The sequence below is a fragment of the Mesorhizobium sp. CA14 genome (assembly GCF_020165195.1).
Classification (GTDB): Bacteria; Pseudomonadota; Alphaproteobacteria; order Rhizobiales; family Rhizobiaceae; genus Mesorhizobium.
Map to the genome: position 1 here is coordinate 14,173 of NZ_JAIUHR010000031.1, position 26,580 is coordinate 40,752.

Consider the following 26,580-nt stretch of genomic DNA (forward strand, 5'->3'; position numbering starts at 1 on the left):
CGGGCTTCGTCCGCTTTGGCCATAGCGCGAAGATAGCGCGTCCGGCTGGAATGTCGCGGTCAGCCGGCGAAGGTGTCGTAGAGCAGCTTGACGTTGAGAATGAGGATGATTGCGGCCACCGCCCAGGCCAGGACCGCGACGGCACGCGGTATGGCGAAACTGCCCATCTTCTTGCGGTCGGACACGAACTGCACCAGCGGGATGACGGCGAAGGGCAGTTGCATCGACAGCACCACCTGGCTGAACACAAGCAGCTCGGCCGTGCCCTTCTCGCCATAGAGCGCGGTGATGGCCACCACCGGGACGATGGCGATGCCGCGCGTCAAAAGGCGCCGCGCCCATTGCGGGATGCGCAGCCGCAAAAAGCCTTCCATCACGATCTGGCCGGCGAGCGTCGCGGTGACAGTCGAGTTCAGGCCGGAGGCAAGCAGCGCGACCGCGAACAGGATCGAGGCGATGCTCAGGCCCAGCAGCGGCGACAGCAGCTCGAAAGCCTGACCGATCTCGGCAACGTGGTGATGGCCGGTATCGTGGAAGGCGACCGCCGCGACGATCAGGATCGACGCGTTGACGAACAGCGCCAGGATCAGCGCGATGGTCGAATCCGTCGTCGCCCATTTGATGGCGTCGCGCTTGCCGCTGTCGGTGCGCTCATAGGCGCGGGTCTGCACGATCGAGGAGTGCAGATAGAGGTTATGCGGCATCACGGTGGCGCCGATGATGCCGATGGCAATGTAGAGCATCGCCGGATTGGTGACGATCTGCGACGACGGCACGAACATCGAATGCAGGATCGTGCCGGCCGGCGGCGCGGCGACGAAGATCTGGATGGCAAAGCAGCCGAAGATGATGATCAGCAATGCGATGACAAAGGCTTCGAGGTAGCGGAAGCCCTTGTTCATCAAGAGAAGCACCAGGAAGGCGTCGAGCGCGGTCAACATGGCGCCGCCGATCAGCGGAATGCCGAACAGAAGCTGCAGCGCGATCGCCGTGCCGATCACCTCGGCGAGGTCGCAGGCGATGATCGCCAGCTCGCAGGCCATCCAGAGCACCAGATTGACAGGGCGCGGATAGTAGGCGCGGCAGGCCTGGGCGAGGTCGCGGCCGGTGGCGATGCCAAGACGCGCCGCCAGAGCCTGCAGCAGGATCGCCATCAGGTTGGACAGCATGATGATGAAAAGCAGCGTGTAGCCGAACTGCGCGCCGCCGGCGAGGTCGGTCGCCCAGTTGCCCGGATCCATATAGCCGACCGAGACCATATAGCCCGGTCCCATGAAGGCAAACAGGCGGCGGAACCAGACGCCGGTCTGTGGCACCGCGATCGAGGAATTCACCTCGCGCAGGCTGGGCTGCTCGTCGTCGGGCTTGTCGAATCGCCATGCGGGTCGGGCTACGGTTGCTGCATCGGCATCGGACATGGGGTTTCCGCTGGAATTGTCGAATGTGCCTCTTATCTACGCCATGGCTCAACATTATGCAATATGCTATATTTCATTGATCATGCTTTCGTGATACGCCGGAGCAAGCCTGGACGCGGCGACCGCAAACGCCGGTTGCGCCCGGGCGGGAATGCAAATAAACGCCGGATCATCAGGGGTTCGTGCTATGGATACGATCCCGATTCAGTCGAAGAGATAGGGGCTTGGTGTCGTCCGAAAACCGCTTCACACTTTTCGGCAACATGCTCTGGGACAGGCCAGGAGGAGCGCATATTGGCGCTTAGGAACAAACCGGTTCGACGCGAAGAGCCGCTTCCCAATGCCGAAATCCATTCGGAAGGATTCCGGCAGACGCGTGAGGCGCGCCGTAGCGCGCTGGTCGAGGACTATGTCGAGCTGATCGCCGACCTGATCGAGGACGGCAACGAGGCGCGGCAGGTGGATATCGCGGCAAGGCTCGGCGTCGCGCAGCCGACGGTGGCAAAGATGCTGACCAGGCTGTGCGCCGACGGGCTGGTCTCGCGGAAGCCCTATCGCGGCGTGTTCCTGACCGAGTCCGGCCGCAAGGTCGCCGAGGAAAGCCGCATCCGCCACCAGACTGTGGAGGCCTTCCTGCGCTCGCTGGGCGTCAGCGCCGAGACGGCGCGCATCGACGCGGAGGGCATCGAGCACCATGTCAGCGCCGAAACGCTGGAAGCTTTCCGCCGGGCGATGACCTCCGCTCGTTGAGTTCGGGGTCGATATGAGAATAGCGCTGCAGGGCGCAAAGTGTCGGTACCGACCTGGCGAAAAATACTGTGACTTGACGTATTCGTTGCGATAATTGTCTGGAGGGGACGGTTGCGGGCCGGTTCCTCCAGGACATTCGCATTGCGAGGATTTGCCATGCTTTGGAGAGGCCGTCGTCAGAGCGACAACATCGAAGATGACCGCAGCGACAGCGGGTCTGGCGGCGGATTGGGCGATGGCGGCCAGTTCCGCATCCCCATAGGCGGACGTACCGGTGGCGGCGGCAGCATCATCCTGGTCATCCTGGTCGTGCTCGCAGGATGGTATTTCGGCTTCGATCCATCGCAGATCCTGGGCGATGGCGGCGGCCTGCTGCCGGGTGGCGGCGACCAGATCACCGATAACAGCGGCTCAGACAATGGAAGCGCGCCTGCCAACGACGAGATGAAGCAGTTCGTCGCAACCGTGCTTGCCGACACTGAGGACACCTGGACCGGCATTTTCAAGTCCCAGGGCCTGACCTATGAAGATCCCAAGCTGGTGCTGTTCAGCGGCCAGGTCCGCTCGGCCTGCGGCTTCGCCTCGGCGGCGGCCGGGCCGTTCTACTGCCCGGGCGACCGTAAGGTCTATCTCGACATGACCTTCTTCCAGCAGCTCGACCAGCAGTTCGGCGCTTCCGGCGAGTTCGCGCGCGCCTATGTGGTGGCGCACGAGGTCGGCCATCACGTGCAGAACCTCACCGGCATCATGAGCAAGTTCAACCAGATGCGGCAAGGCATGAGCGAGGTCGACGCCAACCAACTCTCGGTGCGTATCGAGCTTCAGGCCGATTGCTTCGCCGGCGTGTGGGCTCATTACACCGGGCAAAAAGGCATCTTGGAACAGGGCGACATCGAAAGCGCGCTGAACGCCGCCAAGCAGATCGGCGACGATACGCTGCAGAAGAGGATGCAGGGTTATGTCGTGCCGGAAAGCTTCAACCATGGCACTTCGCAGCAGCGGCAGACCTGGCTGGCACGCGGCTTCAAGAGCGGCAAGCTGTCCGACTGCAACACGATGAGCGGCCCGATCTGAAGCGGCGCGTCCGCCTCTTTTCCGCTGATGATCCGCGACCGAAGGCACTGGCAAGGGATGTCAGGATAAGGCATTTGCCTTCGTTCGCGTATTGTTCCCTCCGGCAACGTCGCCTATAAGTTGCCTCCCGCCTCGGGCGGCCTGAGGAGCTTATCGCCATGATCGACCCGAAAACCGCCAAGCGGGGTCTTGCGCTCGTTTTTACGACGCTGCTGCTCGACATCATCGGCTTCGGCATCATCATGCCGGTGCTGCCGGCCTATCTGGAGGAACTGAGCGGCGTCAGCGTCAGCCAGGCCGCCATCGAGGGCGGCTGGCTGTTCTTCGTCTATGCGGCCATGCAGTTCGTCTTCGCGCCGATCATCGGCGGCTTGAGCGACCGCTTCGGGCGTCGGCCGGTCCTGCTTGCCTCGGTGCTGACCTTCTCGATCGACAACCTGATCTGCGCCATCGCCTGGTCCTATCCGATGCTGTTCATCGGCCGCGTGCTCGCCGGTGTTTCCGGCGCCAGCTATTCGACGACATCCGCCTTCATCGCCGACATCTCGAACGACGAGAACCGGGCGAAGAATTTCGGCCTGCTCGGCATCGCCTTCGGCGTCGGCTTCGTCATCGGCCCGGTGCTGGGCGGTTTGCTCGGCACGTTCGGGCCGCGCGTACCGTTCTATTTCGCTGCCGCACTTGCCTTCGTGAATTTCCTGATCGCGATGTTCCTGCTGCCGGAAACGCTGGACGAGAAGCACCGCCGGCCCTTCGAGTGGAAGCGCGCCAATCCGGTCGGCACGCTCATGCAGATGCGCAATTATCCGGGCATCGGCTGGATCGGGCTGGTCTTTTTCCTGATGACGCTCGGCCACATGATGTATCCGGCGGTCTGGGCGTTCGTCTCCAACTACCGCTACGGCTGGAACCAGCAGCAGATCGGCTTCTCGCTCGGCGCCTTCGGCTTGTGCGGCGCGATTGTCATGGCGACTGTGCTGCCGCGGATCATTCCGAAACTCGGCGAGTGGAGGACGGCGGCGATCGGCCTGACCTTCACCGCGCTCAGCGCCTTCGGCTATGCGTTTTCGACGCAAGGCTGGATGATCTACGCGGTGATCGTGGCCGGCTGCCTTGAAGCGCTGGCCGACCCGCCGCTCAGAAGCCTCGCCGCCGCCAAGGTGCCGCCCTCGGCGCAGGGCGAATTGCAGGGCGCGATGACCTCGATCTTCTCGATCACCTCGATCATCACGCCGCTGCTCTACACGGCGATTTTTTCCTGGTTCACGAGCCCGGCGGCGCCGGTCGTGTTCGGCGGCGCGCCCTATGTGCTGGGCGCAATTTTCCTGACGCTGGCGGTGATCGTCTTCGTGACGAAGGTGGCCAAGCCCACGCCGAAGGAAGTCGAGCGCATGCACACGCAGGAAGCGGCGGTGACGGACGCTGCTTAGGCTGGTGGTTTAGGCTAGGCGTTCGGCCAGCGCTTCCTCGCCGCGCCGCTCGCGGATCAGGTTGACGAAGCGGCGGAACAGGTAATGCGAATCCTGGGGGCCGGGCGAGGCCTCGGGATGGTGCTGAACCGAGAACACAGGCCGGCCGGTCAGCGCGATGCCGCAGTTCGAGCCGTCGAAGAGCGACACATGGGTTTCCTCGACGCCTTCGGGCAGCGAGTCCGCGTCGACGGCGAAACCGTGGTTCATCGAGACGATCTCGACCTTGCCGGTGGTGTGGTCCTTGACCGGATGGTTGGCGCCGTGATGGCCCTGGTGCATCTTCTCGGTCCTGCCGCCGAGCGCCAGAGCCAGCATCTGATGGCCGAGGCAGATGCCGAACACAGGGATGTCGGTCTTCAGGAGGTTCTGGATCACCGGCACGGCATATTCGCCGGTCGCTTCCGGGTCGCCGGGGCCGTTCGACAGGAAGATGCCGTCCGGCTGCATGGCGAGGATTTCCTCCGCACCCGTCTTGGCCGGCACGACGGTGACCTTGGCGCCGAGCCCCGACAGCAGGCGCAGGATGTTGCGCTTGACGCCATAGTCGACGGCCACGACATGCATGGACGGCGCGTCCTGCTCGCCATAGCCTTCGTTCCAGATCCAGGGCGTCTCGCGCCAGACCGAAGACTGGCCCGACGTGACCTCCTTGGCGAGATCGAGGCCGATCAGGCCCGACCAGGCAGCCGCCTGCCGCTTCAAATCCTCGATGTCGAAGACGCCGTCAGGCGCATGTGCGATGACGGCATTGGGCATGCCCTTCTCGCGGATCAGCACGGTCAGCGCGCGGGTGTCGATGCCGGACAGCGCGACAATGCCGCGCCGCTTCAGCCACTGGTCGAGATGGCCGGCGGCGCGATAGTTGGACGGGTCGGTGACATTGGCCTTGAAGATCGCGCCGACAGCGCCGGCGCGGGCCGCCGGATGCAAGTCCTCGATGTCCTCGTCATTGGTGCCGACATTGCCGATATGCGGGAAGGTGAAGGTGACGATCTGGCCGGCATAGGACGGATCGGTGAGGATTTCCTCATAGCCGGTCAGAGCGGTGTTGAAGCACACTTCCGCAACGGCCGACCCGGTGGCGCCGAGACCGCGGCCTTCGATCACTGTGCCGTCGGCAAGCACCAGAAGGGCGGTCGGCTTTTCGGTGGCCCAGGGGGCGGTGGTCGTGGCCATGGCGGCACTCCTAGAGGCTGTTTCCGGAATTGTCCCGTAAGCGGGACGATCCGCGCAACAAACGGCGCGCGGCAGCGAATTCGCGAGCCTGCGCGCAACCAAAGTTTCAGTTCATGCGAGGCTCAGTACATAGGGGAAGGCGCGGGAGCGGTCAATGTGGCGCCCCCGAACCACGGCCGATTTGCTTTCGTCCAGCAATATCAGCAGCTTGGCGGGATTTGCGTTGGCCGTTCGGCAAAGCTATTGTCCGCCGCATTCGAAGGAGAAGCACGATGCGCGAGAAAATCGCCGAATCCATGAAGAGCGCGATGAAGGCGCAGGACAAGCACCGCCTGCCGACGTTGCGGCTGATCCAGGCCGCTATCCACGACCGCGACATCGCCAATCGCGGCGCCGGCAAGCCGCCTGCTAGCGAGGAGGAGATCCTGCAGATCCTCGCCAAGATGGTGAAGCAGCGCGAGGAATCGGCCAAGGCGTTCGAGGACGGCAAGCGGCCCGAACTGGCGGCGCAGGAGCGCGGCGAGATGGAGATCATCCGCGAATTCCTGCCGAGGCAGCTCGACGACGCGGCGATCCAGGCTGCGGCGCGCGAGGCGATCGCGGCGACCGGTGCCGCCAGCCAGAAGGACATGGGCAAGGTGATCGGCGCGCTGAGGCAGAAATATGCCGGCCAGATGGACTTCGCCAAGGCGAGCGCCATCATCAAGGGGCTGCTGCAATAGAGGACAGCCTCAGTCCCGGCAGATCGGCACCGGCTGCGGCGGCGGCGCCGGATGGTCCTTCTTGTACTGGGCGATGATCGGCTCCAGCACCTTCTTCGGCCAGAATTTGGGGCTGCCGATCTCCTTCAGGCAGGAGGCGTTCCAATAGGTGCCCGCGCTTGAGAGCGCCTGGCCGGCAGCCTTGGCCCGTGCGACAGCGGCGATGTCGCGCGATTCCGGATAGATGTAGAGCGTCGTCGGATTGTTCTTCACGAGAGGGATGATCTGCTCGGCATCGGCCGGCGACCAACTGGTGCAGCCATTGCTGCGGCCGCCGGCATAATTCACCAGCTTGCCGAACGGGACAAGGCCGTCATGGTCGGCGTATGAGCTGTTCGGGTCTTTGCGCATGCACATGCCCCTGAGCAAGGCAGCCGGATGGCCGCCGATCACGCGCTGCCTGGCGTTTGCCGCTTCGCCTTCGCCGTCGAACTGGATGAAGGTTCGCATGAACACCGCGTTCTGCGCGCCGACACGGTAGTAGCCCTTGAAGGACGTCTTGGCCTCCGCGGTCATATAGGCGCCGCCGGCGGTGAGCTCGGAGTCCATCGCGTTGCCGAAATTCTTCGCGCAACGCCTGCCGTTGGAGAAATCGGCAATGCCCTTGAGATTGCGGCCGCCGCCATGGCCCGAGGAAACCGCGCGGAAGAGCTGCTTGGCCTCGCAGATGATGTAATAACGCTGGCCAAGCACGCTGTTGCCGAGGTCGCCGGGACGCGTCGCATCCATGGCGAAGTAGCAGGGGTTGCTGACCGAACCGTCGCTGACCTTCTTCTGATGGAGCGCGCGCGCCCGCTCCAGCACGACCTCAGAGATCTGGCCCTCGCCGTCGCCGACATGGCGCTGCAGCCAGTCGGGAATGGTTGACGACCGCAAAGCGGCGAATGAGCTGACCGATGCCGTCAAAGCGGCCAGGACCGCAACAAGACAGAAGATTGCCGCGCCCAGCGGAACAGATCTCAACCGCACCTTGCCCCTCCTGCCGAAATGTCTCGTACGCGTGAATCACCCGGGCCGATCATAGAAGGTCTCGCATCCATCGGCGAAACACTTCTAGTTTAGCGACGCCTTTTGGAGGTCGGATTTTCGGCCCGCTTCGATTGAGCTATGATCTGATTCCGGCGCGCCCACGCCTCCGCCCTCCACCGGGAAAGCATCGTTCATGCAGGGCAGTCGATCATTCGACCAACTGTTCGAGCGCCAGGCATAAGGAGGGGTTGCCAAGACTGCTCGCGGCAGGAGGTTTTTCGATGCGGCTTTCCGCACCCGTCTATTATCTGAAGCGCCAGGCGAGGCTCCTGTCCCGCCGGGAAAATGTCCCGCTCCATCAAGCGCTCGACGTCGTTGCCGCCAAGGAAGGTTTTGCCACCTGGAGCCTGCTTGCGGCCAAGGCCGCCAAGGCTGCGCCCGGCGACAGGCTGCTGGCGCGGCTGATGCCCGGCGACATGGTGCTCGTGGCGGCGCGGCCGGGTCATGGCAAGACGCTGATGAGCCTCGAACTTGCCGTGGCGGCCATGAAGCAAGGCAGTCGCGCCGTATTCTTCACCCTGGAATATGTACACGCCGACATCTTGAGCAGGTTCCGTGACATCGGCGTCGACCCCGCCGATTTCGACCGCCTGTTCACCTTCGACAATTCCGACGCCATCAGCGCCGCCTACATCATCGAGGCATTGCGGTCGGCGCCGCGCGGCACGCTCGCGGTGATCGACTATCTGCAACTGCTCGACCAGAAGCGCGAGAATCCCGAGCTCATGGTCCAGATCCGCGCCTTGAAATCGTTTGCCCGGGAACGGGGACTGGTGCTGGTCTTCATCTCCCAGGTCGACAGATCATATGATCCCGCCCGGAAACCGTTCCCGGATATAGAAGATATCCGGCTGCCGAATCCGCTCGACCTGTCGCTGTTCGACAAGGCCTGTTTCCTCAGCAAGGGCGAAATCCAGTTCCAGGCGACTTGAGAGCGGCCCGTGCCGCTTCCATGCCAGTCTCGACAGGGAAACGAAACATGATCGAGATCGTCAAACCCGCGCTCGAACATTTGCCGTCCTACAAGGCGGCGCTCGAGCGCGGGTGGTCACCCGACAATGTGCGGCTCCTCGAAGCGACGCGCGAACAGCTGGAGGCGATCGAACAGGATCCGGTTGCCTTTCTTGCCGGTCTCGACGATCCCGAGGCCAAGGGGCCGCCCATCCCGTTTCCTGACGGGACAACCGTGCCGCGCCTGCCTGGCTTTCGGCGCTGGATCTGGGATGGCGAGGTTGTCGGTTCGATAGGGCTGCGCTGGCAAAGAGGCACATCGGCGCTGCCGCCGCACGTGCTTGGCCATATCGGCTACGCGGTGGTGCCGTGGAAGGAAGGGCGCGGTTACGCCACCGAAGCGTTGCGGCTGATGCTCGACGAGGCGAGAGCCGTGGGCCTGGACCATGTCGAGATCACCACGGACCTCGGCAATCTTGCATCCCAGAAGGTGATCCTCGCCAATGGCGGCATCCTTGTCGGCCGCTTCGCCAAGGTCGCCGCCTATGGCGGCGCGGAAAGCCTCAGATACCGGATCGATCTTTAGATCGAAGCGGTTCGGCGGTTACTCGCTGGGCCTGGCGCTATGCCCAACCGCGAACGGTTGAAGGAAGGCCTTCAAAGCCTGAGTTCCATCCTTGCGGGGTTCATGAGCCGTCGCGCGGGAAGGTCTAAGGCGTACGATCCGTTATTCGGCCGCCGCCGGCAGCGGCGGGGTCGCGCGGCTGCGCCACTCCCAGGCTTGCGAGCCGACAGCCACTACCACTGCCACCAGCATGGCCAAGGCGCCGGCGAGTGGTAGGCTGCGATAGCCATAGCCGGCATTGAGCATCGCCGCGCCCAGTGAGGCAGCGAGCGCGATGCCGACGTTGAAGCCGGATGGGATCAGCGAGGAAGCGAGGTTGGAGGCATCGGCCGTCCAGGCGAGAATGCGCGTCTGGATCGGCGCGCCGATGGCGAAATTGAGACCGCCCCAGATGACGATTGCCGCGATCATCGACACGGGGTAGGGGCTGACGAGATGGATGACGCCGAGCGCCACCGCCTGCAGGGCGAGCATGACGATAAGCGAGGGCATCAGCTTCCAGTCGGCGAGCTTGCCGCCGACCAGAACGCCGATCGTGGCGCCGACGCCGTTGAGCAAAAGCACCCACGGGATCAGGCTCTCGTCGAGGCCGGTCACTTCGAGCAGCATCGGCGTGATGTAGGTGAACAGCGCAAACTGGCCGATCATCAACATCAACATCAGGATCAGCGACGTCCAGACCTGTTGGCGGCCGAGCACACGAACTTCGCGCGCCAGCCCGGCAGGCCGGTTCGCGGCGCCCGCCCTGCGCGGCAACAGCGCCAGCATGGCGACAATCGCGATGATGCCCAGCGCGCCCATCACCCAGAAGGTCGCGCGCCAGCCCCACAGGCTGCCGATCGCGGTGCCGGCGGGCACGCCGATGACATTGGAAACCGTCAACCCCGAGAGAATGACCGCGACTGCCCGGCCGCGCTGGTCCTCGCGCACCAGGCTGACCGCAACCACCATGGCGACGCCGAAATAGCAGCCATGCGCCACAGCGGTGGCGATACGCAGCAGAAGCATCGAGGTGAAGTCGGGCGCCAGGGCGCAGGCCACCTGGCCGAGGGTGAAGGCGATCGTGAGCCCGATCAGCAGCGTCTTGCGCGCGACTTTGGCGGTGGCGAGCGCCAGCAGCGGGCCGCCGATGGCGATGCCGCAGGCATAGCCGGAGACGAGGTAGCCGGCGGTCGGCACCGAAACGCCGAGGCCCTGCGCCACCTCCGGCAGAACGCCGGCAATGACGAATTCGGTGGTGCCGAAGGCAAAGGCGGCAAGGAAAAGGGCAATCAGGGGCAGCATGGTTCAAAACATATGCTAGGAATGTATGGCCTCAAACCACGCTCGGACGGTTGCGGCAATGCAGAAATTGGCGATGGCGCTTTAGCTTTTCTTGACGGGACCGTTCGAAGCCGGCCCGTCGCTCCGACTACGCGGCTGTTTTGCGTCCGTACGGGATCTTCAGCCAGGCCCGCTCATGGAGATAGTAAAGCAGCGACTTGGTGACGACCTCGGTGAGCCCGATCGTGGCCGCGAGCTTGATGCTGCCGGTGACCACCAGGGAGATGATCATCGTGTCGATCGTGCCGGTGGCGCGCCATGAAAGCGCCTTGGCGAAGCTGCGCGAATGCGTGTCCATCGACGGATTTTCCTCCCAACAGGTCCACAGGCGATCCTTAGCCGACGGAAGCGAGGATGAGCAAAGACTTATTTTTTCGGAAGGTCCCGCTCGCCTCAGCTCGCCTTCAGCCGCGAGCCGCCGAGCAGGCCGCGCTCTTCGAGCACCGGATAGGCGATAGAGGCAAGCAGCGAGTTGATCTGCTTCAGGTCGCGGATGGTGTCGAGGTGGATCGAGCTCGTCTCGACGCTTTTAGCGGTGCCTTCGCGCAGGCGCTGGAAATGGCTGGCGCTGGTTTCCTTCTCGCGCTCGCGCAGAAGGTCCTTCTCCAGAACCAATTGCCTGGCGGTTTCCGGGTCGCGCGAGACCAGAACGTTGAAGGCAAGGCGGGCGTTGGCCAGCACCGAGGAATGGAAGGCACAGAGCTCCTGCCAGCCTTCAGGCGTGAATTCCAGGCCACGCTCCAGCTTCTTCCTGACATGCACCAGCATGTTGCGCACGATGATGTCGCCGACCTGCTCCAGCTTGACGCAGGCGCCGATCAGCTCCTGGCACCGCAACGCCTCGTCCTCGGTCAGCGGATTCCTGGTGATCTTGGCGAGGTAGAGCTTGATCGCGGCGTGCTTCCTGTCGACGCGGTCGTCGAGCGCGGCAAGCGCCTTGATCTTGGCGGGATCGGCATCCTCGTAGAGTTCGATGATGCGCTTCAGCATGATCTCGACCGTCTCGCAGACCCGCACCACCTCGCGCGTCGCGTTGGCCAGCGCCTGGCTCGGCGTGTCGAGGGCGCTCTCGTTCAGCGCCGAGAGCTCCACGACCTCGAGCGCGGCGGCCGGTTGAGGCTTGCTGCCCAGCGCCACGATCTTTTCGGAAGCGCGGTAGACGAGGCCGGCCAGCGGCAGTCCGGCGAGCAGGATCAGCACGTTGAACAGGATATGGGCGTTGACGATCTGATCCGGCGCGGTCTTGCCGAGGAAGGCGACGTCCGGCTTGAAGGTCATGATCAGGACCAGCATGATCAGCGAGCCGAGGCCGCGCATCAAAAGATTGCCTATCGGCACGATGCGCACCTCCGGCGGTGCCGACCGCGTCAGCATCGGCGCAATCATCGACGAGCCAAGGTTGACGCCGAGCACCAGGACCACGCCGAGCTCCGGGGTGATCAGCCCCCGGCCCGCCAGCGTCGCCATCAAGAGCACCGCGGCGATGCTCGACTGGAACAGCCAGGTAACCAGCGCGGCCAACAGATAGGTGGTGATGGAATCACCCGAGAAATAATTGATGATCAGCGGCATCAACTGGCTGTTGCGCAATGGCTCCGACGCCTGGCCGATCATCTCCAGCGACAGGATCAGCAGGCCGACGCCGATCAGGATGCGGCCCACCTGCCGCCAGTCGCGCCGCTCGGTCGCCATGAACATGACCGTGCCGGCGATCAGGCAGAGCGGCACCAGAAGCGTGAGGTCGAAGGTGAGCAGCTTGGCCACCAGCGCCGAACCGATCTCGGCACCGCGCACTGCCAATTGCCCGGCGGCGCCCGAAACGATGCCGGCTCCGGCGAAGGAGCCGACTAGCAGCGTCACCGCCGTCGAGCTCTGCAGCGCGACCGCCAGCCCACAGCCGGCCAGCACCGCCATGATCGGATTGCGCATGGTGGCGCGCAGCCTGTGTCGCAGCACGTCGCCATAGGCGCGCTCGACCCCCGTCTTCACCATGCGGGTGGCGAACAGCATCAGCGCCACCGCGCCGGCAAGGTGCAGGAGGACGACAGAGCCGCTCACAGCCGAACTCGCGAGTTGGCACCGGCGGTGCGGAGAGGGGTACGAATCTTAGTCATTTCAACGAGTGGAAATATACCAGTTAAGATTAGCCGAATAATAGATTTTTCTGATGCGATGATCGTCTCGGCTCGACGGCGCATGTCGGAAATGAATGGAGGAAGCATTGGTTGCATGCGCCTGGCGGCCGCGCTTCGCCTCATAGCGGCCGACGCCAGGCCGCGTGGCCAGGGCGATCCGAAGCGTTGTTGAGGCGGCCGGCGCAAGCCTCGGAAACTATTCATCTTCGGCGCGGTCACCGCGCGGTAATCCGCGACAATCCGGAAATTCAGAAGGCGGTCACCAGGCCGGCTTCTTTTCGTCTGTGAAAAGCGGGTACGATGGGCCAACCAGAGTCGCCGTTGCCGGGCGGCTTGATTATATGGAGGGCAAACGAGTTTCCCCGATGCGCTTTCCGCCCGCCTTCCTCGACGAGATACGCGACCGTGTGCCGATTTCGCAGGTCATCGGCACGCGCGTCGCGTGGGACAGGAAGAAGACCAACGCGTCGCGCGGCGACTACTGGGCCTGCTGTCCGTTCCATGGCGAGAAGAGCCCGTCCTTCCATTGCGAGGACAAGAAGGGCCGTTACCACTGCTTCGGCTGTTCGGTTTCGGGCGATCACTTCAAATTCCTCACCGAGCTCGACGGTATGAGTTTCCCCGAGGCGGTCGAGAAGATCGCCGAAATGGCCGGCGTGCCGATGCCGGTGCGGGACGAAGCGCAGGAGCGGCGCGAGAAGGAACGCGCCAGCCTGACCGACGTCATGGAAATGGCGACCGCCTTCTTCCAGGAGCGGCTGCAGAGCGCCGAGGGTGCCAAAGCCCGCGCGTATCTGCGCGACCGCGGGCTGACGCCGGCGACGCAGCAATCGTTCCGGCTGGGCTATGCGCCCGACAGCCGCAACGCGCTCAAGGAACATCTTGCCGCCAAGGGCGTGCCGAAGGCCGATATCGAGGCCTGCGGCCTGGTGCGGCACGGCGACGACATTCCGGTCTCCTATGACTGGTTCCGCGACCGCATCATGTTTCCGATCCCCGATTCGCGCGGCAAGATCATCGCCTTCGGCGGACGGGCGCTGGCGCCCGATGCCTTGGCCAAATACATGAACTCGCCGGAGACCGAGCTCTTCCACAAGGGCAACGTGCTCTACAATTTCGCCCGCGCCCGCAGGGCGATCGCGAAAGGCGGCACGGTGATCGCCGTCGAAGGCTATATGGATGTGATCGCGCTGGCGCAGGCCGGCTTCGAGAATGCCGTGGCGCCGCTCGGCACCGCGCTCACCGAAAACCAGCTGGAACTTCTGTGGCGCATGGCGCCCGAGCCGGTGCTTTGCTTCGACGGCGACCAGGCCGGGCTGAAGGCGGCATGGCGGGCAGCCGATCTCGCGCTCCCGTCGGCGCAGACCGACCGCCGGGCGCGCTTTGCGTTGCTGCCGGAAGGCAAGGATCCCGACGATCTGGTCAAGGCCGAAGGGCCAGACGCGTTCCGCGCCGTGCTTGCCGATGCGCGGCCGCTGGACGAACTGTTATGGATGCGCGAGACGGCAGGCGGTGTCTTCGACACGCCGGAGCGGCGAGCTGAGTTGCGGAAAAGGCTACGGGAGTTGACCGGCCGCATCCGCGACGAGAGCGTGCGTTATTACTATCAGCAGACAATGGACGAGCGGGAGCGGAACTTTTTCGGCTCCCAGCGGAGTGTTCGGCAAGGCCGTCAGGATTGGAAGCCGGGGCAGGGCAAGACGCCGGTGCCCGGCGGGCAGTTCGCGAAAGGTGGGGCGGCCGGCGGGCGCGCCGCGATCACCGAAAGCCTGGGCCGCTCGGCGCTGGTCAAGCGGGCCGGCGAGGGCATGTCGGTGCGCGAGGCGACGATTATCGTGGCGCTGGTCAACCATCCGGCACTGATCGACGAGAACTTCGCCCATGTCGAATTCCTCGACCTCGCCAATTCGGATTTGCGCAAGCTGCACGCGGCCATTCTCGACGCCATGGCGCATGACGCGGCCGACGAGCGCGGCGCGGTCATCGCCACCATCGAGCGCGCCGGATGCAGCAGCATCTGGGAGCGGGCGGTGGAATTGATCAAGCGCGCGCGGCAATGGCCGGCGCTCGAAACCGCGGCGCTCGACGACGCCCGCGACGCCTTCAACCAGGCGATGCACTTGCAGCGTAGCGCCCGCACATTACATAGAGAGCTGAAACAGGCGCAGGCGGCGCTCGATGCAGACCCTTCGGACGAAAACTTCCGGCATCTCGTCGAGATTCAAGCGCAATTCAATGATGTGCAGGCAACGGAAGCGCTGATCGAAGGGTTCGGCGTTTCATCGGGCAGGGTTGGCCGCGTTTGAGGCCGAACACCACCCATTGAAAGTGAAATGAAATGCGCAGCGCGTCGAATCGACGCCTCTAAGTCGGGTAATTGATTCGCTTTTTTCATGCGAATCATGCCAGAGGCGCTTGACCTTCTGGCAGATTGGCGGAATCAGGACGATTCGAAACGTTAACCGTGCCCCGGCGTCGGCGGGAAATTTGAGCGATGTGAGGTACTGGTGATGGCTGGACAGGCAAAGTGCCTGCTCCAGATATCACGGTTAAGCTGGACTTAATGCATGTCGCCCAAAGGTGGAAAGCCGGTTTTGGGCGACATGCACAAACAAAAAGAGATGACGCGGTTGCCGGACCGGTAGAAAGCGTTCCGGCGCACATCCGGCAAACCGGTCCGACAGTTTACGCGGCCTCGATAGCGGCCGCTTGGAGACGACAAAGAATGGCGACTAAGGAAAAGGAAGAGGTCGAGACCGAACGCGAAGGCGCCACCGATGGCCCTCTGCTCGACCTTTCCGACGATGCTGTCAAGAAGATGATCAAAGCCGCGAAGAAACGCGGCTATGTCACGCTCGACGAGCTCAACGCGGTGCTGCCCTCGGAAGAGACGGATCCGGACCGCATCGAAGACATCAATGCGATGCTCAGTGACATGGGCATCAACGTCGTCGAGGACGACGAGGTGGGCGAGGAGACCGAAGCCGAGCCGGCCGCCGACGCCGAGGAAGACGCCAACGAGCTTGCCGAGCAGACCGGCACCGCCGTCGCAACCACGACCACCAAGAAAGAGCCGACCGACCGCACCGACGACCCGGTGCGCATGTATCTGCGCGAGATGGGCTCGGTGGAGCTTCTGTCGCGCGAGGGCGAAATCGCGATTGCCAAGCGCATCGAGGCCGGCCGCGAAACGATGATCGCGGGCCTGTGCGAAAGCCCGCTGACCTTCCAGGCCATCATTATCTGGCGCGACGAGCTCAACGAATCCAAGATTCTGCTGCGCGAGATCATCGACCTCGAGGCGACCTATGCCGGCCCCGAGGCCAAGCAGGCGCCTGTGGTCGAACGCGTCGAGGAAGCGGCCAAGCCCGAGGAGAAGCCGCGCGGCCGCGTGGCGGCTCGCGAGGAAGAAGACGACATCACCAATGTCGGCGGCGACACGCGCGGGCTGGAGGAAGAGGAAGACGACGAGGACGAGGCGAGCCTGTCGCTGGCCGCGATGGAAGCGGAACTGCGCCCTCAGGTGATGGAGACGCTCGACGTCATCGCCGACACCTACAAGAAGCTCCGCAAGCTGCAGGACCAGCAGGTCGAGAACCGCCTGGCCGCTGCCGGCACGCTCTCGCCCAGCCAGGACCGCCGCCTGAAGGAGCTGAAGGACCAGCTGATCAAGGCGGTGAAGTCGCTGTCGCTCAATGCCGCGCGCATCGAGGCGCTGGTCGAGCAGCTCTACGACATCAACAAGCGCCTGGTGCAGAACGAGGGCAAGCTTTTGCGCCTCGCCGAAAGCTATGGCGTGCGCCGCGAGGAATTCCTCAAGGAGTATCAGGGTTCGGAGCTCGATCCGAACTGGACCCGTTCGATCGCCAACCTGACCTCGCGCGGCTGGAAGGAATTCACCAAGAACGAGAAGGACACGATCAAGGAACTGCGCGCCGAGATCCAGAACCTCGCCACCGAAACGGCGATCTCGATCTTGGAATTCCGCAAGATCGTCAATCAGGTGCAAAAGGGCGAGCGCGAGGCCGCGATCGCCAAGAAGGAAATGGTCGAGGCGAACCTTCGCCTGGTCATCTCCATCGCCAAGAAATACACCAACCGCGGTCTGCAGTTCCTGGATCTCATCCAGGAAGGCAATATCGGCCTGATGAAGGCCGTCGACAAATTCGAGTACCGCCGCGGCTACAAGTTCTCGACCTACGCGACCTGGTGGATCAGGCAAGCCATCACCCGCTCGATCGCGGACCAGGCGCGCACCATCCGCATTCCGGTGCACATGATCGAGACGATCAACAAGATCGTGCGCACCTCGCGCCAGATGCTGCACGAGATCGGCCGCGAGCCGACGCCGGAGGAGTTGGCCGAGAAGCTCGCCATGCCGCTCGAGAAAGTGCGCAAGGTGCTGAAGATCGCCAAGGAGCCGATCTCGCTCGAAACGCCTGTGGGCGACGAGGAGGATTCGCATCTCGGCGACTTCATCGAGGACAAGATGGCGATCCTGCCGATCGACGCGGCGATCCAGGCCAATCTGCGCGAGACGACGACACGGGTGCTCGCCTCGCTGACGCCACGCGAGGAACGCGTCCTGCGCATGCGCTTCGGCATCGGCATGAACACCGATCACACGCTGGAGGAAGTCGGCCAGCAATTCTCGGTGACGCGCGAGCGTATCCGCCAGATCGAAGCCAAGGCGCTGCGCAAGCTCAAGCATCCGAGCAGGTCACGCAAGCTGAGAAGCTTCCTCGACAGCTGAGCGGAACGCAATCATACGAAGATCGAAAGGGCGCCTAGGGCGCCCTTTTTGCGTTTTTCGGCTGCCTCTCATGCCGCCTTGCCGGGTTTGCCCGACAGGAGGATAATCCAGCGTCGGATGCATTTATGGGCGACAAGCCGGATGCCTGCCCCGGCGCCGGTCGCAGCGGCCAGGCGTCGCGCTCCGTGGCTCCCGGTGGGAGGTGTGCCATGACAACCTACATCGTGCTTATCAACTGGACTGAGCTCGGCGCCAAGAATGTGCGGGAATCGCCGAAACGGCTCGATGCCGCCAAGAAGCTGCTGGGGGAAATGGGCGGATCGTTCAAGTCGTTCTATCTGACCATGGGCGAATGCGACATGGTCGCCGTCGTCGAAGCGCCGGACGATGCGGTGCTTGCCCGCTTCGCGCTGATGTTGGCGTCAGGCGGCAATGTCAAAACGCGGACGATGAAGGCGTTTCCGGAATTCGCCTACCGCGAGATCATCAGCTCGCTCGGGTAACTGGCTGAAGGGAGCGGCGTGGCTGTTGCGAAGCCGCGCCGCATTCCCGATAGTGACGCCATGCCTGAGCCTTTGCTGACCGTCTGGTACAACACACGCTGTCCGGTGTGCGACGCCGGCATCAACCGGCAGAAGCGGCGGCTCATCGAGGCGATCAAGGCGGGCCACGTCGAATTCCGCGACATCAATTTCGAACCTGAGTCGCTTTCCGCCTTCGGCGCCTCGCTGGAGGATATTCGCCGGCGCCTGCATGCCACCGAGGCCGAAGGACGGCTGCTGGTCGGCGCCGATGTGGCGATCGCGGTTTGGCGGCTCACGCCGGGCGAGGAATGGCTGGCGAGCTTGTTCGGCAACCCCATCGCGCTGCCCCTGACGCGCTTTGTCTATGACCACTTCGCGGACCTTCTCTATGCCTGGAACCGCCGCAAGGGTCATTGGTAGGCAGCTTGCTCCGACCCTCTCCGTGCATAACGGGCAGCTCTTGGCTAAGGCTGCGATACATCTTAAGATATATCTTGACTCCGCACGTGGCCAGCCTTACGTACGATGTATCGTAAGATATAACTCAAGGAGCAATCCATGCACAAACACGGTCACTTCGGACACAGCCATTTCGGCGAGCGCATGTTCATGCATATGGCCGGCAAATTCGGCGGCCGCAGCGGCGGCGGCTTTGGCCCGTTCGGTGGCGGCAGGGGCGGGGGACGCGGCGGCCCGGGCGACATGTTCCGCGCCGGGCGCATGCTGGCCGACGGCGATCTCAAGCTGATCACGCTGTCGCTGCTGGCCGATGCGCCGCGTCACGGCTACGACATCATCAAGGCGCTGGAAGAGCGCACCAGCGGCATCTACAGCCCGAGCCCGGGCGTGGTCTATCCGACGCTGACCTTCCTGGAAGAGGCGGGCTATGCGGTATCTTCGAGCGAAGGCAACAAGAAGGTGTTTTCGATCACCGAGGCCGGCAGGGCGCATCTCGAAGAGAACCGCGAGATGATCGACAGCGTGCTCGACCATCTCGAGCGCTTCGGCCGCAAGATGGCCGCGGCGCGCGAATGGTTCGGCTGGGGCGACGACAGGGACGAGGGGCGCCGCGGCCGTTCGGAAACGCGGGACCGGTTCCGCGCGCTGCGCCACCGGCTGCGCGCCGCGCTGGGCGACATCGCCGACGCGCCGGAAGATAAGCAGGCCGAGGCGATCAGCATCCTGGAAGACGCTGCCGAGGCGATCGAGGCCCTGGCTCGTCGCTAGGACATTCTCATAGGAAGCCCCAAAAGCCCGGATCGCTCCGGGCTTTTGCATTCAGTCCGCGATCGGCAAGGGCAGGGGATTATTCCTTGCCGACATATTCGCTGATCAGCTTCTCATTGCGCGCCTTCTCGATCTTGGCGGTGGTCTCGGCCGCGATCCGCTCGTCGGTGCGGTACTTGACCAGGTTCACCAGGCTGCCGGTGAGCAGCAGCACGCCCATCGCCCAGTAACCTTTCGTCGAGAGGTCGACTGGCGCCAGCCACAGCGACAGGCCGAGCATGAAATAGGCAGCGCCCACCGATATGGTGTTGAACAGGATGTAGGTCTGATTGCCATTCATCGTCGTATTCCTTGGATTTGATCTGTCACGGGAAATTGCGGGTTCAGTTCAGGGATTTGAGGCGCGCCAGAACATCCTGGGCGCGCACCTTGGTGGCCGGTCCATGACCTGCTTCGGCGAGGCGCTCACGGATCGCCTCGTGGCGCAATTCGCCGTCGATTTCGTCGAGGATGCCGGCTTCCTCGAACGGGTCGCTGCTTTCCTTGATGCGGGCCAGCAGTTCCTCCGCTTCGTTGATGCTCGCGGTGCGGCCGATCGAACGGTTGAGGCGCGACTGCGCCTTGCGTTCGGCATCGATCGCCCGGGCCGAGATCATGCCCTGGTTGAGATCGATGATGCGGCGATGCGCCTGTTCCACGGACAGACGCATCCGCAAACTCTTCTCGCCCAGGCTTTTGACGGTGGCGCGACGGACCTCGCGCTCGTTCTCGAGCTCGGCGATTGCGGAAGCGCCGCCTTCGGCAAGCGCCTGGTTGTTGGCCGAGAGCGCGCTGAGGGTACGGGTTTCCAGGTCGGCGATGCGGCGGTCGAGCTGGTCGAGGCTGGTCTGCTCGGCACGCTGGCGCACGATCAGCGAGGCGAGCGTCTGCTTGGCGGCGGCGAGTCCCGCCTCCGCGTCGCGGATGCGCTGGGCCAGAAGGTCGATCGCAAAACGATCCTTCAGATTGTCCTCGGCCCGTGCGCTGGCGCCGTCCAGCAATGTCTTGATCAGGCTAAGCATGGTTTTCTCCCTGTTTGCGTGAACGTTGTTCACAAATTCAACGTAACAGGAAATGAACATTGTTCAAGAGGTATTTTGAACGCTGTTCATGAGGTGCCGGACATGGTAAACGCAGGCAAATGGAATGAATCCGGGCCGACGAGCGGCTCCGGATACAAGGACGGGCAAGAGCATGGCGCTGGATAAGGAAGAGATGAGCGAGAAGGTGCTCGCCATTGCCGAGACGCTGCTCAACGAGGGCGGGGCCGACAATCTTAAGGCGCGCACCATCGCCGAGCAGGCCGGCATTTCCGTCGGATCCGTCTATAACCTCTTTGCCGATCTCGACGAGGTGCACCGCGCCGTCAACATGCGGCTGCTCGACCGGCTCGGCGCGGCGGGCCTGACGGCCATGGCCGATCTCGAAAGGCAAGGGGTGACCGATGTCCAGCATCGCATCCTGGCGATGGCCGCCGCCTATGTGCGCTTTGTCGAGGCGCATCCCGGCAGTTGGCCGGCGGTGCTTGCCTTCAACCGCCGCCGCGCGACGCGGCCCGGCCCCGATCCCTATGACGCGCTGCTCGACGCACTCTTCGACATCGTCGCCGGCGTGCTCGAGGCAGGCGATTTCGGCCTCGACGACGACCGCCGCGCGCTTGCGGCCCGAACCTTGTGGTCAAGCGTGCATGGCATCGTGACCAGCGGCTATGTGGCGAATTCGGACAGCAGGCAGGCCGAAGAGATCTGGCATCAGATCGAGCTTCTGGTCGGCGTTTTCGTCAAGGGGCTGGAACACGGCGGCGCATTCGCGCATGCTGACACAAAGCCTGCGTAACAACGGGCGCCGCGAATCCTTGGTGCCCGCGTGAATGGGAGTTTTGAAAATGTCTTTTCTGAAGAAGCTTTTTGGCGGCGGCGGTAGCGAAGCAACGGAGACCGGCACCGCCAAGCCGGCCAAGCAGGTCGAGCACAAGGGATTCCTGATCAGCGCGACGCCCTACAAGGCCGAAGGCCAGTACCAGACCTGCGGCGTCGTCTCCAAGGAAGTGGACGGTGTGATGAAAGAGCACCGCTTCATCCGCGCCGACCGTTTCGCCGGGCTGGACGACGCCGTCGACATCTCGATCAAGAAGGGCATCCAGCTCGTCGACGAGCAGGGCGAGCGGATGTTCGGCTGAAGGTACTTCGGCTGCGCCGGCCAGCTTCTCCTAGCTCAGAACGCGACCTTGTCGCCGCCCTTGAGCTGCAGGATCTGCCGCGCTTCGTCGGGCGTGGCGATCGAGGCGCCGAGGCCTTCGATGATCTGGCGCACTTTGGTCACCTGTTCGGCGCTGGAGCGGGCGAGCTTGCCCTTGCCGATCCATAGCGAGTCCTCCAGGCCGACACGCACATTGCCGCCCAGCGCGATCGCCTGGGTGGCGATCGGCAATTGATGGCGGCCGGCGCCCAGCACCGACCAGTGATAGTCGTCGCCGAACAGGCGGTCGGCCGTGCGCTTCATGTGCGCAACGTCTTCTGGATGCGTGCCGATGCCGCCGAGGATGCCGAACACGCTCTGGACGAAGAACGGCGCGTTGACCAGGCCGCGCTCGACGAAATGCGCCAGCGTGTAGAGATGGCCGATGTCGTAGCATTCAATCTCGAACCGCGTGCCGTTGTCGGCGCAGGTGCGCAATATGTGCTCGATGTCGCCAAAAGTGTTGCGGAAGATGCGGTCGCGCGAGGATTCCAGATAGGGCCGCTCCCAGTCATGCTCGAAGGTCTTGAAGCGCTCCAGCATCGGGAACAGCGCGAAATTCATCGAGCCCATGTTGAGCGATGCGACTTCGGGCGCGAACACCTTGGCCGGCCTGACGCGTTCCTCCACGCTCATCGTCGCCGCACCTCCGGTGGTGATGTTGACCACGCAGTTGGAGCGCTGCTTGATCACCTGCAGGAACGGGGCGAACGCCTCGGTCGACTGATCGGGGCGCCCGTCGACCGGGTTGCGGGCGTGAAGATGGACGATCGCGGCCCCCGCTTCGGCCGCCTCGACGGCGGCAGCGGCGATCTCCTCAGCCGTCACCGGCAGATGCGGCGACATCGACGGCGTATGGATCGAGCCTGTGACCGCGCAGGTGATGATGATCTTGTTCTGGTTCGCCACTTTCGGTGTCCTGACTTCGTTGTTGGACTTCGCCTGTTTGACCGCGCCTATTTAACCGCGCCTTGCGTGATGCCGGAAATGAACTGCTTCGACAGCGCGATACAGAGCAAGGTAGTCGGCAGCGCCGCCAGTGTCAGTCCGGCGAACAGCACCCCCCAATCGGTGGTGAATTCGCCGACGAACACAGTCGGCCCTGGCGGCAGTGTCTTCAAATTGTCGGAGGTGATCAGGACCAGGTGGAAGAAAAAGTCGCTCCAGCTGTTTGCGCTGGCGCTGGGCGGATCGCTGTCGGCACAGGAGGATATCGGATCGCGCTCGGCGCTGTGAGGCTGGTCCTGCGCGAGGACCGCCATCCAGCCGTGGTGCTGCCGCCGCTGTAGCGGGGCGAAAATGCAAAAAGAGGCAGGCGCTGGCGGGCGCCTGCCTCTTCTCATTTCCGGCACCGGCGGTCAGGCCGCGGCGGCGACCTGGTCAGCCGTGGCGGCGGCGATCGCGTCGACCTTGGCGGTGGCCTTGGCAAGCGCGGCGGTGACGGCGTCGGCGCCCATGCCGACACCCTCGACGCGGATGACTTCGACATCGGTCATGCCGAGGAAGCCGAGCACGCTGCGCAGATAGGGAACCGCATGGTCCATCTGCACCGCGGCGCCTTCGGAGTAGATGCCGCCGGAAGCGAGCACGATATAGACCTTCTTGCCGTTGACGAGGCCCTTCGGGCCGCCTTCGCCATAGGCAAAGCTCTTGCCCGAGCGGGCGACGTGGTCGACCCAAGACTTCAACGTCGAGGAGATGTTGAAGTTGATGAAGCCGGTGGCAAGGATCACGGTATCGGCGGCGAAAAGCTCGTCGAGCACGGCGTCGGAAACGCCGACGACCTCGGCCTGGCGCGCGGTGCGGGCTTCGGCCGGCGTGTAGATGCCGGTGGCATAGTCGGGACCGATATGCGGCAGCGGGTTGGCGACCAGATCGCGCACGACGAGCGTGTTGGACGGATCGGCCGCAGCGAGCTTCCGGGCAAGGTCGGTGGCGACGCGGGTCGAGTGCGAAGCGGTGCCGCGCGGGCTGGAGGTAACGAGAAGAATAGACATGGCGGTGTCCCCTTGGGGTTGGATTGAAACTTCCCCGCCAATATGGGATTGCTGCCCCATCAGGATAACTGGTATAATGTGTATACAATCCATCAACAAAATGGATGGAGAGCATGCAGCCGAACCCAACATTGGATCAGCTCCAAATCCTGGTAGCGGTGGCCGATACCGGCAGTTTCTCGGCCGCGGGGCGCAAGCTCAACCGGGCGCAGTCGGTGGTGAGCTACGGCATCGCGAATCTTGAAGCGCAGCTCGGATTGAAACTGTTCGAACGCGAAGGCGTGCGCGAGCCGCAACTGACCGATGTTGGCAAGGCGATGCTGGAAGACGCGCAGCGCATGATCGGCGTGCTGCATCGCATCCGCTCGCGCGCCGATGGCTACCGGCAAGGGCTGGAGGCGGAAGTAACGGTGTCGGTCGACGTGGCGCTGCCTTCACCGGCGCTGGTGCGCGTGCTCAAAGCCTTCGAGGCGCAATTCCCGGCGGTGATGCTGAGGCTTTATATCGGCTCTCTCGGCCTGATTGTCGATCAGGTCGTCAACGGCCAGGCGGATCTTGGCTTCGGCGGCCTGCAAGGCGATGCCGATGTCAATCTGCTGCGCATCGGCTTCATCTCGCTGGTGCCGGCTGCCGCACCCGATCATCCGCTGGCGAAGCTGCCGAAGCCGGTCGGGATCGAGGATCTGCGCGAGCACATCCAGCTTGTCGTCACCGACCAGTCGGAGCGGACGCGCGGCCGCGACTATGGTGTGTTTGCCTATCGCACTTGGCGGCTGACGGATTTGCGCACCAAGCATGCGCTGATGCGCGAGGGGCTTGGCTGGGGCGGCCTGCCGCGCTGGCTGATCGCCGACGACCTCGCCAGCGGACGGCTGGTCGAGCTCGACCTGGAGCCCTATCGCGAGGTGCGCTCGCCGCTTTATGCCATGCACCGCACCGACCGCAGCCCCAAACCGGCGGCATCCTGGCTGATCGACGAGTTCAAGCGGCAACTCGGCTGCTTCAACGAGACGGAGCCGGGCGTTTGGACGGAGGAGGAGCCGGAGACAAGCCGTCCATGAGAGCGATCAGCACCGCGCGGTAATCCTCGCCGGACGCGCCGGCCTCGATGGCTAATGCGGCCCGATCGAAGGCGGCCGCCAGCAAAGCGGTCAACGCTTCGGCCGGCAATCTGGTCATCGCTTGCGCGCGCATCGCGGCGACCAACCCTTCGCGCAGCGAGCGGTTGCCGTGGCGGTTGTCGATCTCGTCCATGGCGGCGCGGCCGAGCACGGCCGGCCCGTCAAGCAGCAGAAGCCGCGTGCGGCCAGGCGCGCGCATTGCCTTGAGATAGGCGTCCGAGCCGGCGATCAGCGCGTCGCGCGCGGATAGCGACGGCGGCGCGGCATGGTCGATCTCCGCAGCCACGGCCGCTGCTTCCTGCTCGACGACCGCGGCGAACAGCGCCTGCTTGTCGGCGAAGTGATGGTATAGCGCGCCACGCGTCATGCCGGCCTCGGCGACGATCTCCGGCGTGCCGGTCTCGGCATAGGATTTTTCCGTAAACAGCTTTCGCGCCGCTCGGATCAGATCAGCGCGTGTCGCCTCGGTGCGGTCACGATTGGAACGGCGGCGCCCGGAGTCCTGTTGCATACATGCAGCCTGTATGTTATTTGCACTTACATACAGACTGTATGTTGGATGAGAGGAGAAGGAAAGATGAAGACGACCAGCTATTATCCGGTGCTGATGACGGATGATGTCGCAGGCACTGCGGACTTTTATGTCGAGCATTTTCGCTTCGAGCCGCTGTTTACGAGCGACTGGTATGTCCATCTGCGCTCGAGCGAGGACAGGCGCGTCAACCTTGGCATCGTCCAGGGCGACCATGAGACGATCCCGGAAGAAGGGCGCGGGCGCACATCGGGCCTGCTGATCAATTTCGAGGTCCGCGATCCCGACGCCATCTATGAGCGGGTCGTCGCCGCTGGCCTGCCGATCCTGCGCAGCTTGCGCGACGAGCCGTTCGGCCAGCGCCATTTCATCACCAGGGATCCCAATGGCGTGCTGATCGACGTTATCAAGCCGATCCCGCCAAGCGAGGAATTCCTGGCGCAATATGCCGAGGGCGTGGCCGGGAGTTAGGCCGGCGCGGCGATCTTAGTTCGTCCGTGCCACCGGCATCACCATAACCTGGCTGACACCGGTGCGGCGAACGACAGTGCAGAGCGTCTCGCGGCCGATGCGCTCGGCATCGAGGATGCGCACGAGGTCGTCGACGCCGGTGACCGGCCGGCCGTCGATGGCCGCGATAATGTCGCCTTCCTTCAGTCCGGCCTTGGCGGCGGGGCCATCCTTCTCGACGCTGCGCAGGCGCACCGCCGTGTTCGTGGTCACCTGCGACAAGAGTGCCGCCCGGCGCGGCAGGCTGGTCGTGTCGGCGGAAACGCCGATGAAGGCGCGGCGCACGCGGCCGAAGCGGATGATTTCCGAGATGACGAAATTGGCGGTGTTGGAGGCGACCGCGAAGGCGATGCCCTGCGCGCCATGGATCATGGCGGTGTTGACGCCGATCACCTCGCCGGCCGACGACACCAGCGGTCCACCCGAATTGCCGGGATTGAGCGCGGCATCGGTCTGGATGACGTCGTCGATCAGCCGGCCGGTCGAGGCCCGCATCGAGCGGCCGAGCGCCGAGACGACGCCGGCGGTGACGGTCCATTCGAAACCGAGCGGATTGCCGATCGCGATCGCGATCTGGCCGCGGCGCAGGCGCTTGGAATCGCCGAGCGGTGCGACGTCGGCAAAGCTGCCGTCGGCGCGCACCAGCGCGATGTCGGTGTCGGGGTCGCGGCCAAGCACATGGCCTTCACGCGAGGCGCCGTCCGGCATGGTGACACGCACGGCGCGCGCATCGCCGACGACATGGAAATTGGTGACGACCAGCCCGTCCTGCGCGATGACGAAGCCGGAGCCGTGGCCGCCGGCGCCTATGCGTTCGATGCGGCAGACGGCCGGGCCGATGCGGTCGACGGCGTCGGCAACGGATGCCGAATAGGCATCGAGCAGAATGTCGTCGGATGGAAGTTTTTCGGCTGCGAAAGCCATA

At 63.9% G+C, this 26,580-nt stretch carries 28 protein-coding genes; 15 read left to right on the plus strand and 13 right to left on the minus strand.

The window, feature by feature from the left end; translation table 11 throughout:
• Positions 1 to 59: 59 nt before the first annotated feature.
• Complete coding sequence (locus LB565_RS25175) at positions 60 to 1,418, minus strand: Nramp family divalent metal transporter (RefSeq protein WP_224588677.1); 1,359 nt, start codon at positions 1,416 to 1,418, stop codon at positions 60 to 62.
• A 294-nt stretch (positions 1,419 to 1,712) separates the two neighbouring features.
• Between LB565_RS25175 and mntR the strand changes: the two genes are divergently transcribed.
• The 3 genes from mntR (at position 1,713) to LB565_RS25190 (ending at position 4,672) form a co-directional block, all read left to right on the plus strand.
• A complete protein-coding gene (mntR, locus tag LB565_RS25180; RefSeq protein WP_224588678.1) occupies positions 1,713 to 2,168 on the plus strand; it encodes a manganese-binding transcriptional regulator MntR in 456 nt (151 codons plus the stop codon).
• 156 nt (positions 2,169 to 2,324) lie between these two features.
• Positions 2,325 to 3,242 carry a neutral zinc metallopeptidase gene (locus LB565_RS25185; RefSeq protein ID WP_224588679.1) on the plus strand — a complete coding sequence of 306 codons (918 nt, stop codon included), beginning with the start codon at positions 2,325 to 2,327 and terminating at the stop codon, positions 3,240 to 3,242.
• A gap of 158 nt (positions 3,243 to 3,400) precedes the next feature.
• Complete coding sequence (locus tag LB565_RS25190; RefSeq protein WP_224588680.1) at positions 3,401 to 4,672, plus strand: TCR/Tet family MFS transporter; 1,272 nt, start codon at positions 3,401 to 3,403, stop codon at positions 4,670 to 4,672.
• Positions 4,673 to 4,681: 9 nt separating this feature from the next.
• Here LB565_RS25190 and carA read toward each other — a convergent pair whose 3' ends face one another.
• Entirely contained in the window at positions 4,682 to 5,890 is a 1,209-nt protein-coding gene (gene carA / locus LB565_RS25195; RefSeq protein ID WP_224588681.1) for a glutamine-hydrolyzing carbamoyl-phosphate synthase small subunit, read from the minus strand.
• Positions 5,891 to 6,162: 272 nt separating this feature from the next.
• Between carA and LB565_RS25200 the strand changes: the two genes are divergently transcribed.
• Complete coding sequence (locus tag LB565_RS25200) at positions 6,163 to 6,612, plus strand: GatB/YqeY domain-containing protein (protein ID WP_224588682.1); 450 nt, start codon at positions 6,163 to 6,165, stop codon at positions 6,610 to 6,612.
• 9 nt (positions 6,613 to 6,621) lie between these two features.
• Here the strand turns inward: LB565_RS25200 and LB565_RS25205 are convergent, their stop codons facing one another.
• The gene (locus LB565_RS25205; RefSeq protein ID WP_224588683.1) at positions 6,622 to 7,620 is read right to left on the minus strand and encodes a murein L,D-transpeptidase catalytic domain family protein; all 999 of its coding nucleotides are present in this window, start codon (positions 7,618 to 7,620) and stop codon (positions 6,622 to 6,624) included.
• 281 nt (positions 7,621 to 7,901) lie between these two features.
• On the opposite strand from LB565_RS25205, the gene LB565_RS25210 reads away from it, so the two are divergent.
• Both LB565_RS25210 and LB565_RS25215 read left to right on the plus strand, forming a co-directional pair.
• A complete protein-coding gene (locus tag LB565_RS25210) occupies positions 7,902 to 8,612 on the plus strand; it encodes a DNA helicase (protein WP_224588684.1) in 711 nt (236 codons plus the stop codon).
• Positions 8,613 to 8,659: 47 nt separating this feature from the next.
• Positions 8,660 to 9,217 carry a GNAT family N-acetyltransferase gene (locus LB565_RS25215; RefSeq protein ID WP_224588685.1) on the plus strand — a complete coding sequence of 186 codons (558 nt, stop codon included), beginning with the start codon at positions 8,660 to 8,662 and terminating at the stop codon, positions 9,215 to 9,217.
• Positions 9,218 to 9,358: 141 nt separating this feature from the next.
• On the opposite strand, the gene LB565_RS25220 is transcribed toward LB565_RS25215, so the two are convergent.
• The 3 genes from LB565_RS25220 to LB565_RS25230 all read right to left on the minus strand — a co-directional run bounded on the left by LB565_RS25220 (position 9,359) and on the right by LB565_RS25230 (position 12,637).
• Complete coding sequence (locus LB565_RS25220) at positions 9,359 to 10,540, minus strand: MFS transporter (RefSeq protein ID WP_224588687.1); 1,182 nt, start codon at positions 10,538 to 10,540, stop codon at positions 9,359 to 9,361.
• Positions 10,541 to 10,667: 127 nt separating this feature from the next.
• Positions 10,668 to 10,877 carry a DUF2061 domain-containing protein gene (locus LB565_RS25225; RefSeq protein WP_095766624.1) on the minus strand — a complete coding sequence of 70 codons (210 nt, stop codon included), beginning with the start codon at positions 10,875 to 10,877 and terminating at the stop codon, positions 10,668 to 10,670.
• A gap of 95 nt (positions 10,878 to 10,972) precedes the next feature.
• Positions 10,973 to 12,637 carry a Na/Pi cotransporter family protein gene (locus LB565_RS25230; RefSeq protein ID WP_224588688.1) on the minus strand — a complete coding sequence of 555 codons (1,665 nt, stop codon included), beginning with the start codon at positions 12,635 to 12,637 and terminating at the stop codon, positions 10,973 to 10,975.
• 442 nt (positions 12,638 to 13,079) lie between these two features.
• Here LB565_RS25230 and dnaG point away from each other — a divergent pair, with 442 nt between their 5' ends.
• The 5 genes from dnaG (at position 13,080) to LB565_RS25255 (ending at position 19,218) form a co-directional block, all read left to right on the plus strand.
• Positions 13,080 to 15,020: a DNA primase gene (gene dnaG / locus LB565_RS25235; protein WP_224588689.1), complete on the plus strand. Its 1,941-nt coding sequence runs from the start codon at positions 13,080 to 13,082 to the stop codon at positions 15,018 to 15,020.
• A gap of 419 nt (positions 15,021 to 15,439) precedes the next feature.
• Positions 15,440 to 17,467, plus strand: a complete 2,028-nt coding sequence (gene rpoD / locus LB565_RS25240) for an RNA polymerase sigma factor RpoD (protein ID WP_224588690.1) — start codon at positions 15,440 to 15,442, stop codon at positions 17,465 to 17,467.
• A gap of 209 nt (positions 17,468 to 17,676) precedes the next feature.
• Positions 17,677 to 17,970, plus strand: a complete 294-nt coding sequence (locus tag LB565_RS25245; protein WP_224543093.1) for a GYD domain-containing protein — start codon at positions 17,677 to 17,679, stop codon at positions 17,968 to 17,970.
• A gap of 60 nt (positions 17,971 to 18,030) precedes the next feature.
• Entirely contained in the window at positions 18,031 to 18,411 is a 381-nt protein-coding gene (locus LB565_RS25250; RefSeq protein ID WP_224588765.1) for a thiol-disulfide oxidoreductase DCC family protein, read from the plus strand.
• A 138-nt stretch (positions 18,412 to 18,549) separates the two neighbouring features.
• Positions 18,550 to 19,218 (plus strand): PadR family transcriptional regulator, encoded by a 669-nt coding sequence (locus LB565_RS25255; RefSeq protein WP_224588696.1) that lies wholly within the window; start codon positions 18,550 to 18,552, stop codon positions 19,216 to 19,218.
• A 79-nt stretch (positions 19,219 to 19,297) separates the two neighbouring features.
• Here the strand turns inward: LB565_RS25255 and LB565_RS25260 are convergent, their stop codons facing one another.
• Both LB565_RS25260 and LB565_RS25265 read right to left on the minus strand, forming a co-directional pair.
• Positions 19,298 to 19,558 carry a YiaA/YiaB family inner membrane protein gene (locus LB565_RS25260; protein WP_095766630.1) on the minus strand — a complete coding sequence of 87 codons (261 nt, stop codon included), beginning with the start codon at positions 19,556 to 19,558 and terminating at the stop codon, positions 19,298 to 19,300.
• Positions 19,559 to 19,601: 43 nt separating this feature from the next.
• Entirely contained in the window at positions 19,602 to 20,279 is a 678-nt protein-coding gene (locus LB565_RS25265) for a PspA/IM30 family protein (RefSeq protein ID WP_224588701.1), read from the minus strand.
• A 172-nt stretch (positions 20,280 to 20,451) separates the two neighbouring features.
• Here LB565_RS25265 and LB565_RS25270 point away from each other — a divergent pair, with 172 nt between their 5' ends.
• Together LB565_RS25270 and LB565_RS25275 are read left to right on the plus strand one after the other, a co-directional pair.
• The gene (locus LB565_RS25270; protein WP_224588702.1) at positions 20,452 to 21,093 is read left to right on the plus strand and encodes a TetR/AcrR family transcriptional regulator; all 642 of its coding nucleotides are present in this window, start codon (positions 20,452 to 20,454) and stop codon (positions 21,091 to 21,093) included.
• 49 nt (positions 21,094 to 21,142) lie between these two features.
• A complete protein-coding gene (locus LB565_RS25275) occupies positions 21,143 to 21,436 on the plus strand; it encodes an HlyU family transcriptional regulator (RefSeq protein WP_140640662.1) in 294 nt (97 codons plus the stop codon).
• 35 nt (positions 21,437 to 21,471) lie between these two features.
• Here the strand turns inward: LB565_RS25275 and LB565_RS25280 are convergent, their stop codons facing one another.
• From LB565_RS25280 to LB565_RS25290, 3 genes are all read right to left on the minus strand, one after another.
• Complete coding sequence (locus LB565_RS25280; RefSeq protein ID WP_224588704.1) at positions 21,472 to 22,404, minus strand: 3-keto-5-aminohexanoate cleavage protein; 933 nt, start codon at positions 22,402 to 22,404, stop codon at positions 21,472 to 21,474.
• A 47-nt stretch (positions 22,405 to 22,451) separates the two neighbouring features.
• Positions 22,452 to 22,757, minus strand: coding sequence for a hypothetical protein (locus LB565_RS25285; protein ID WP_224588706.1), 306 nt, complete (start codon positions 22,755 to 22,757; stop codon positions 22,452 to 22,454).
• 96 nt (positions 22,758 to 22,853) lie between these two features.
• Positions 22,854 to 23,492 (minus strand): FMN-dependent NADH-azoreductase, encoded by a 639-nt coding sequence (locus tag LB565_RS25290; RefSeq protein ID WP_224588708.1) that lies wholly within the window; start codon positions 23,490 to 23,492, stop codon positions 22,854 to 22,856.
• Positions 23,493 to 23,605: 113 nt separating this feature from the next.
• Between LB565_RS25290 and LB565_RS25295 the strand changes: the two genes are divergently transcribed.
• Complete coding sequence (locus LB565_RS25295) at positions 23,606 to 24,553, plus strand: LysR family transcriptional regulator (protein WP_224588709.1); 948 nt, start codon at positions 23,606 to 23,608, stop codon at positions 24,551 to 24,553.
• Here LB565_RS25295 and LB565_RS25300 read toward each other — a convergent pair.
• A complete protein-coding gene (locus tag LB565_RS25300) occupies positions 24,495 to 25,124 on the minus strand; it encodes a TetR/AcrR family transcriptional regulator (RefSeq protein WP_224588710.1) in 630 nt (209 codons plus the stop codon). The genes LB565_RS25295 and LB565_RS25300 overlap by 59 nt on opposite strands.
• A gap of 66 nt (positions 25,125 to 25,190) precedes the next feature.
• On the opposite strand from LB565_RS25300, the gene LB565_RS25305 reads away from it, so the two are divergent.
• Positions 25,191 to 25,616, plus strand: a complete 426-nt coding sequence (locus LB565_RS25305; protein ID WP_224588711.1) for a VOC family protein — start codon at positions 25,191 to 25,193, stop codon at positions 25,614 to 25,616.
• Between the two features lie 15 nt (positions 25,617 to 25,631).
• Here LB565_RS25305 and LB565_RS25310 read toward each other — a convergent pair whose 3' ends face one another.
• A complete protein-coding gene (locus LB565_RS25310; RefSeq protein ID WP_224588712.1) occupies positions 25,632 to 26,579 on the minus strand; it encodes a S1C family serine protease in 948 nt (315 codons plus the stop codon).
• Position 26,580 lies beyond the last annotated feature (1 nt).

What these genes read in the sequence shown, in the direction of transcription:
- LB565_RS25215 (WP_224588685.1), top strand. Translation starts at nt 8,660, where the DNA reads ATGATCGAGATCGTCAAACCCGCGCTCGAACATTTGCCGTCCTACAAG.
- dnaG (WP_224588689.1), top strand. Translation starts at nt 13,080, where the DNA reads ATGCGCTTTCCGCCCGCCTTCCTCGACGAGATACGCGACCGTGTGCCG.
- LB565_RS25220 (WP_224588687.1), bottom strand. Translation starts at nt 10,540, where the DNA reads ATGCTGCCCCTGATTGCCCTTTTCCTTGCCGCCTTTGCCTTCGGCACC.
- LB565_RS25275 (WP_140640662.1), top strand. Translation starts at nt 21,143, where the DNA reads ATGTCTTTTCTGAAGAAGCTTTTTGGCGGCGGCGGTAGCGAAGCAACG.
- LB565_RS25250 (WP_224588765.1), top strand. Translation starts at nt 18,031, where the DNA reads ATGCCTGAGCCTTTGCTGACCGTCTGGTACAACACACGCTGTCCGGTG.
- LB565_RS25270 (WP_224588702.1), top strand. Translation starts at nt 20,452, where the DNA reads ATGGCGCTGGATAAGGAAGAGATGAGCGAGAAGGTGCTCGCCATTGCC.
- LB565_RS25185 (WP_224588679.1), top strand. Translation starts at nt 2,325, where the DNA reads ATGCTTTGGAGAGGCCGTCGTCAGAGCGACAACATCGAAGATGACCGC.
- LB565_RS25300 (WP_224588710.1), bottom strand. Translation starts at nt 25,124, where the DNA reads ATGCAACAGGACTCCGGGCGCCGCCGTTCCAATCGTGACCGCACCGAG.
- LB565_RS25260 (WP_095766630.1), bottom strand. Translation starts at nt 19,558, where the DNA reads ATGAATGGCAATCAGACCTACATCCTGTTCAACACCATATCGGTGGGC.
- rpoD (WP_224588690.1), top strand. Translation starts at nt 15,440, where the DNA reads ATGGCGACTAAGGAAAAGGAAGAGGTCGAGACCGAACGCGAAGGCGCC.
- LB565_RS25285 (WP_224588706.1), bottom strand. Translation starts at nt 22,757, where the DNA reads ATGGCGGTCCTCGCGCAGGACCAGCCTCACAGCGCCGAGCGCGATCCG.
- LB565_RS25265 (WP_224588701.1), bottom strand. Translation starts at nt 20,279, where the DNA reads ATGCTTAGCCTGATCAAGACATTGCTGGACGGCGCCAGCGCACGGGCC.
- LB565_RS25175 (WP_224588677.1), bottom strand. Translation starts at nt 1,418, where the DNA reads ATGTCCGATGCCGATGCAGCAACCGTAGCCCGACCCGCATGGCGATTC.
- LB565_RS25305 (WP_224588711.1), top strand. Translation starts at nt 25,191, where the DNA reads ATGAAGACGACCAGCTATTATCCGGTGCTGATGACGGATGATGTCGCA.
- LB565_RS25245 (WP_224543093.1), top strand. Translation starts at nt 17,677, where the DNA reads ATGACAACCTACATCGTGCTTATCAACTGGACTGAGCTCGGCGCCAAG.
- LB565_RS25190 (WP_224588680.1), top strand. Translation starts at nt 3,401, where the DNA reads ATGATCGACCCGAAAACCGCCAAGCGGGGTCTTGCGCTCGTTTTTACG.
- LB565_RS25200 (WP_224588682.1), top strand. Translation starts at nt 6,163, where the DNA reads ATGCGCGAGAAAATCGCCGAATCCATGAAGAGCGCGATGAAGGCGCAG.
- carA (WP_224588681.1), bottom strand. Translation starts at nt 5,890, where the DNA reads ATGGCCACGACCACCGCCCCCTGGGCCACCGAAAAGCCGACCGCCCTT.
- LB565_RS25255 (WP_224588696.1), top strand. Translation starts at nt 18,550, where the DNA reads ATGCACAAACACGGTCACTTCGGACACAGCCATTTCGGCGAGCGCATG.
- LB565_RS25310 (WP_224588712.1), bottom strand. Translation starts at nt 26,579, where the DNA reads ATGGCTTTCGCAGCCGAAAAACTTCCATCCGACGACATTCTGCTCGAT.
- LB565_RS25225 (WP_095766624.1), bottom strand. Translation starts at nt 10,877, where the DNA reads ATGGACACGCATTCGCGCAGCTTCGCCAAGGCGCTTTCATGGCGCGCC.
- LB565_RS25290 (WP_224588708.1), bottom strand. Translation starts at nt 23,492, where the DNA reads ATGTCTATTCTTCTCGTTACCTCCAGCCCGCGCGGCACCGCTTCGCAC.
- LB565_RS25210 (WP_224588684.1), top strand. Translation starts at nt 7,902, where the DNA reads ATGCGGCTTTCCGCACCCGTCTATTATCTGAAGCGCCAGGCGAGGCTC.
- LB565_RS25295 (WP_224588709.1), top strand. Translation starts at nt 23,606, where the DNA reads ATGCAGCCGAACCCAACATTGGATCAGCTCCAAATCCTGGTAGCGGTG.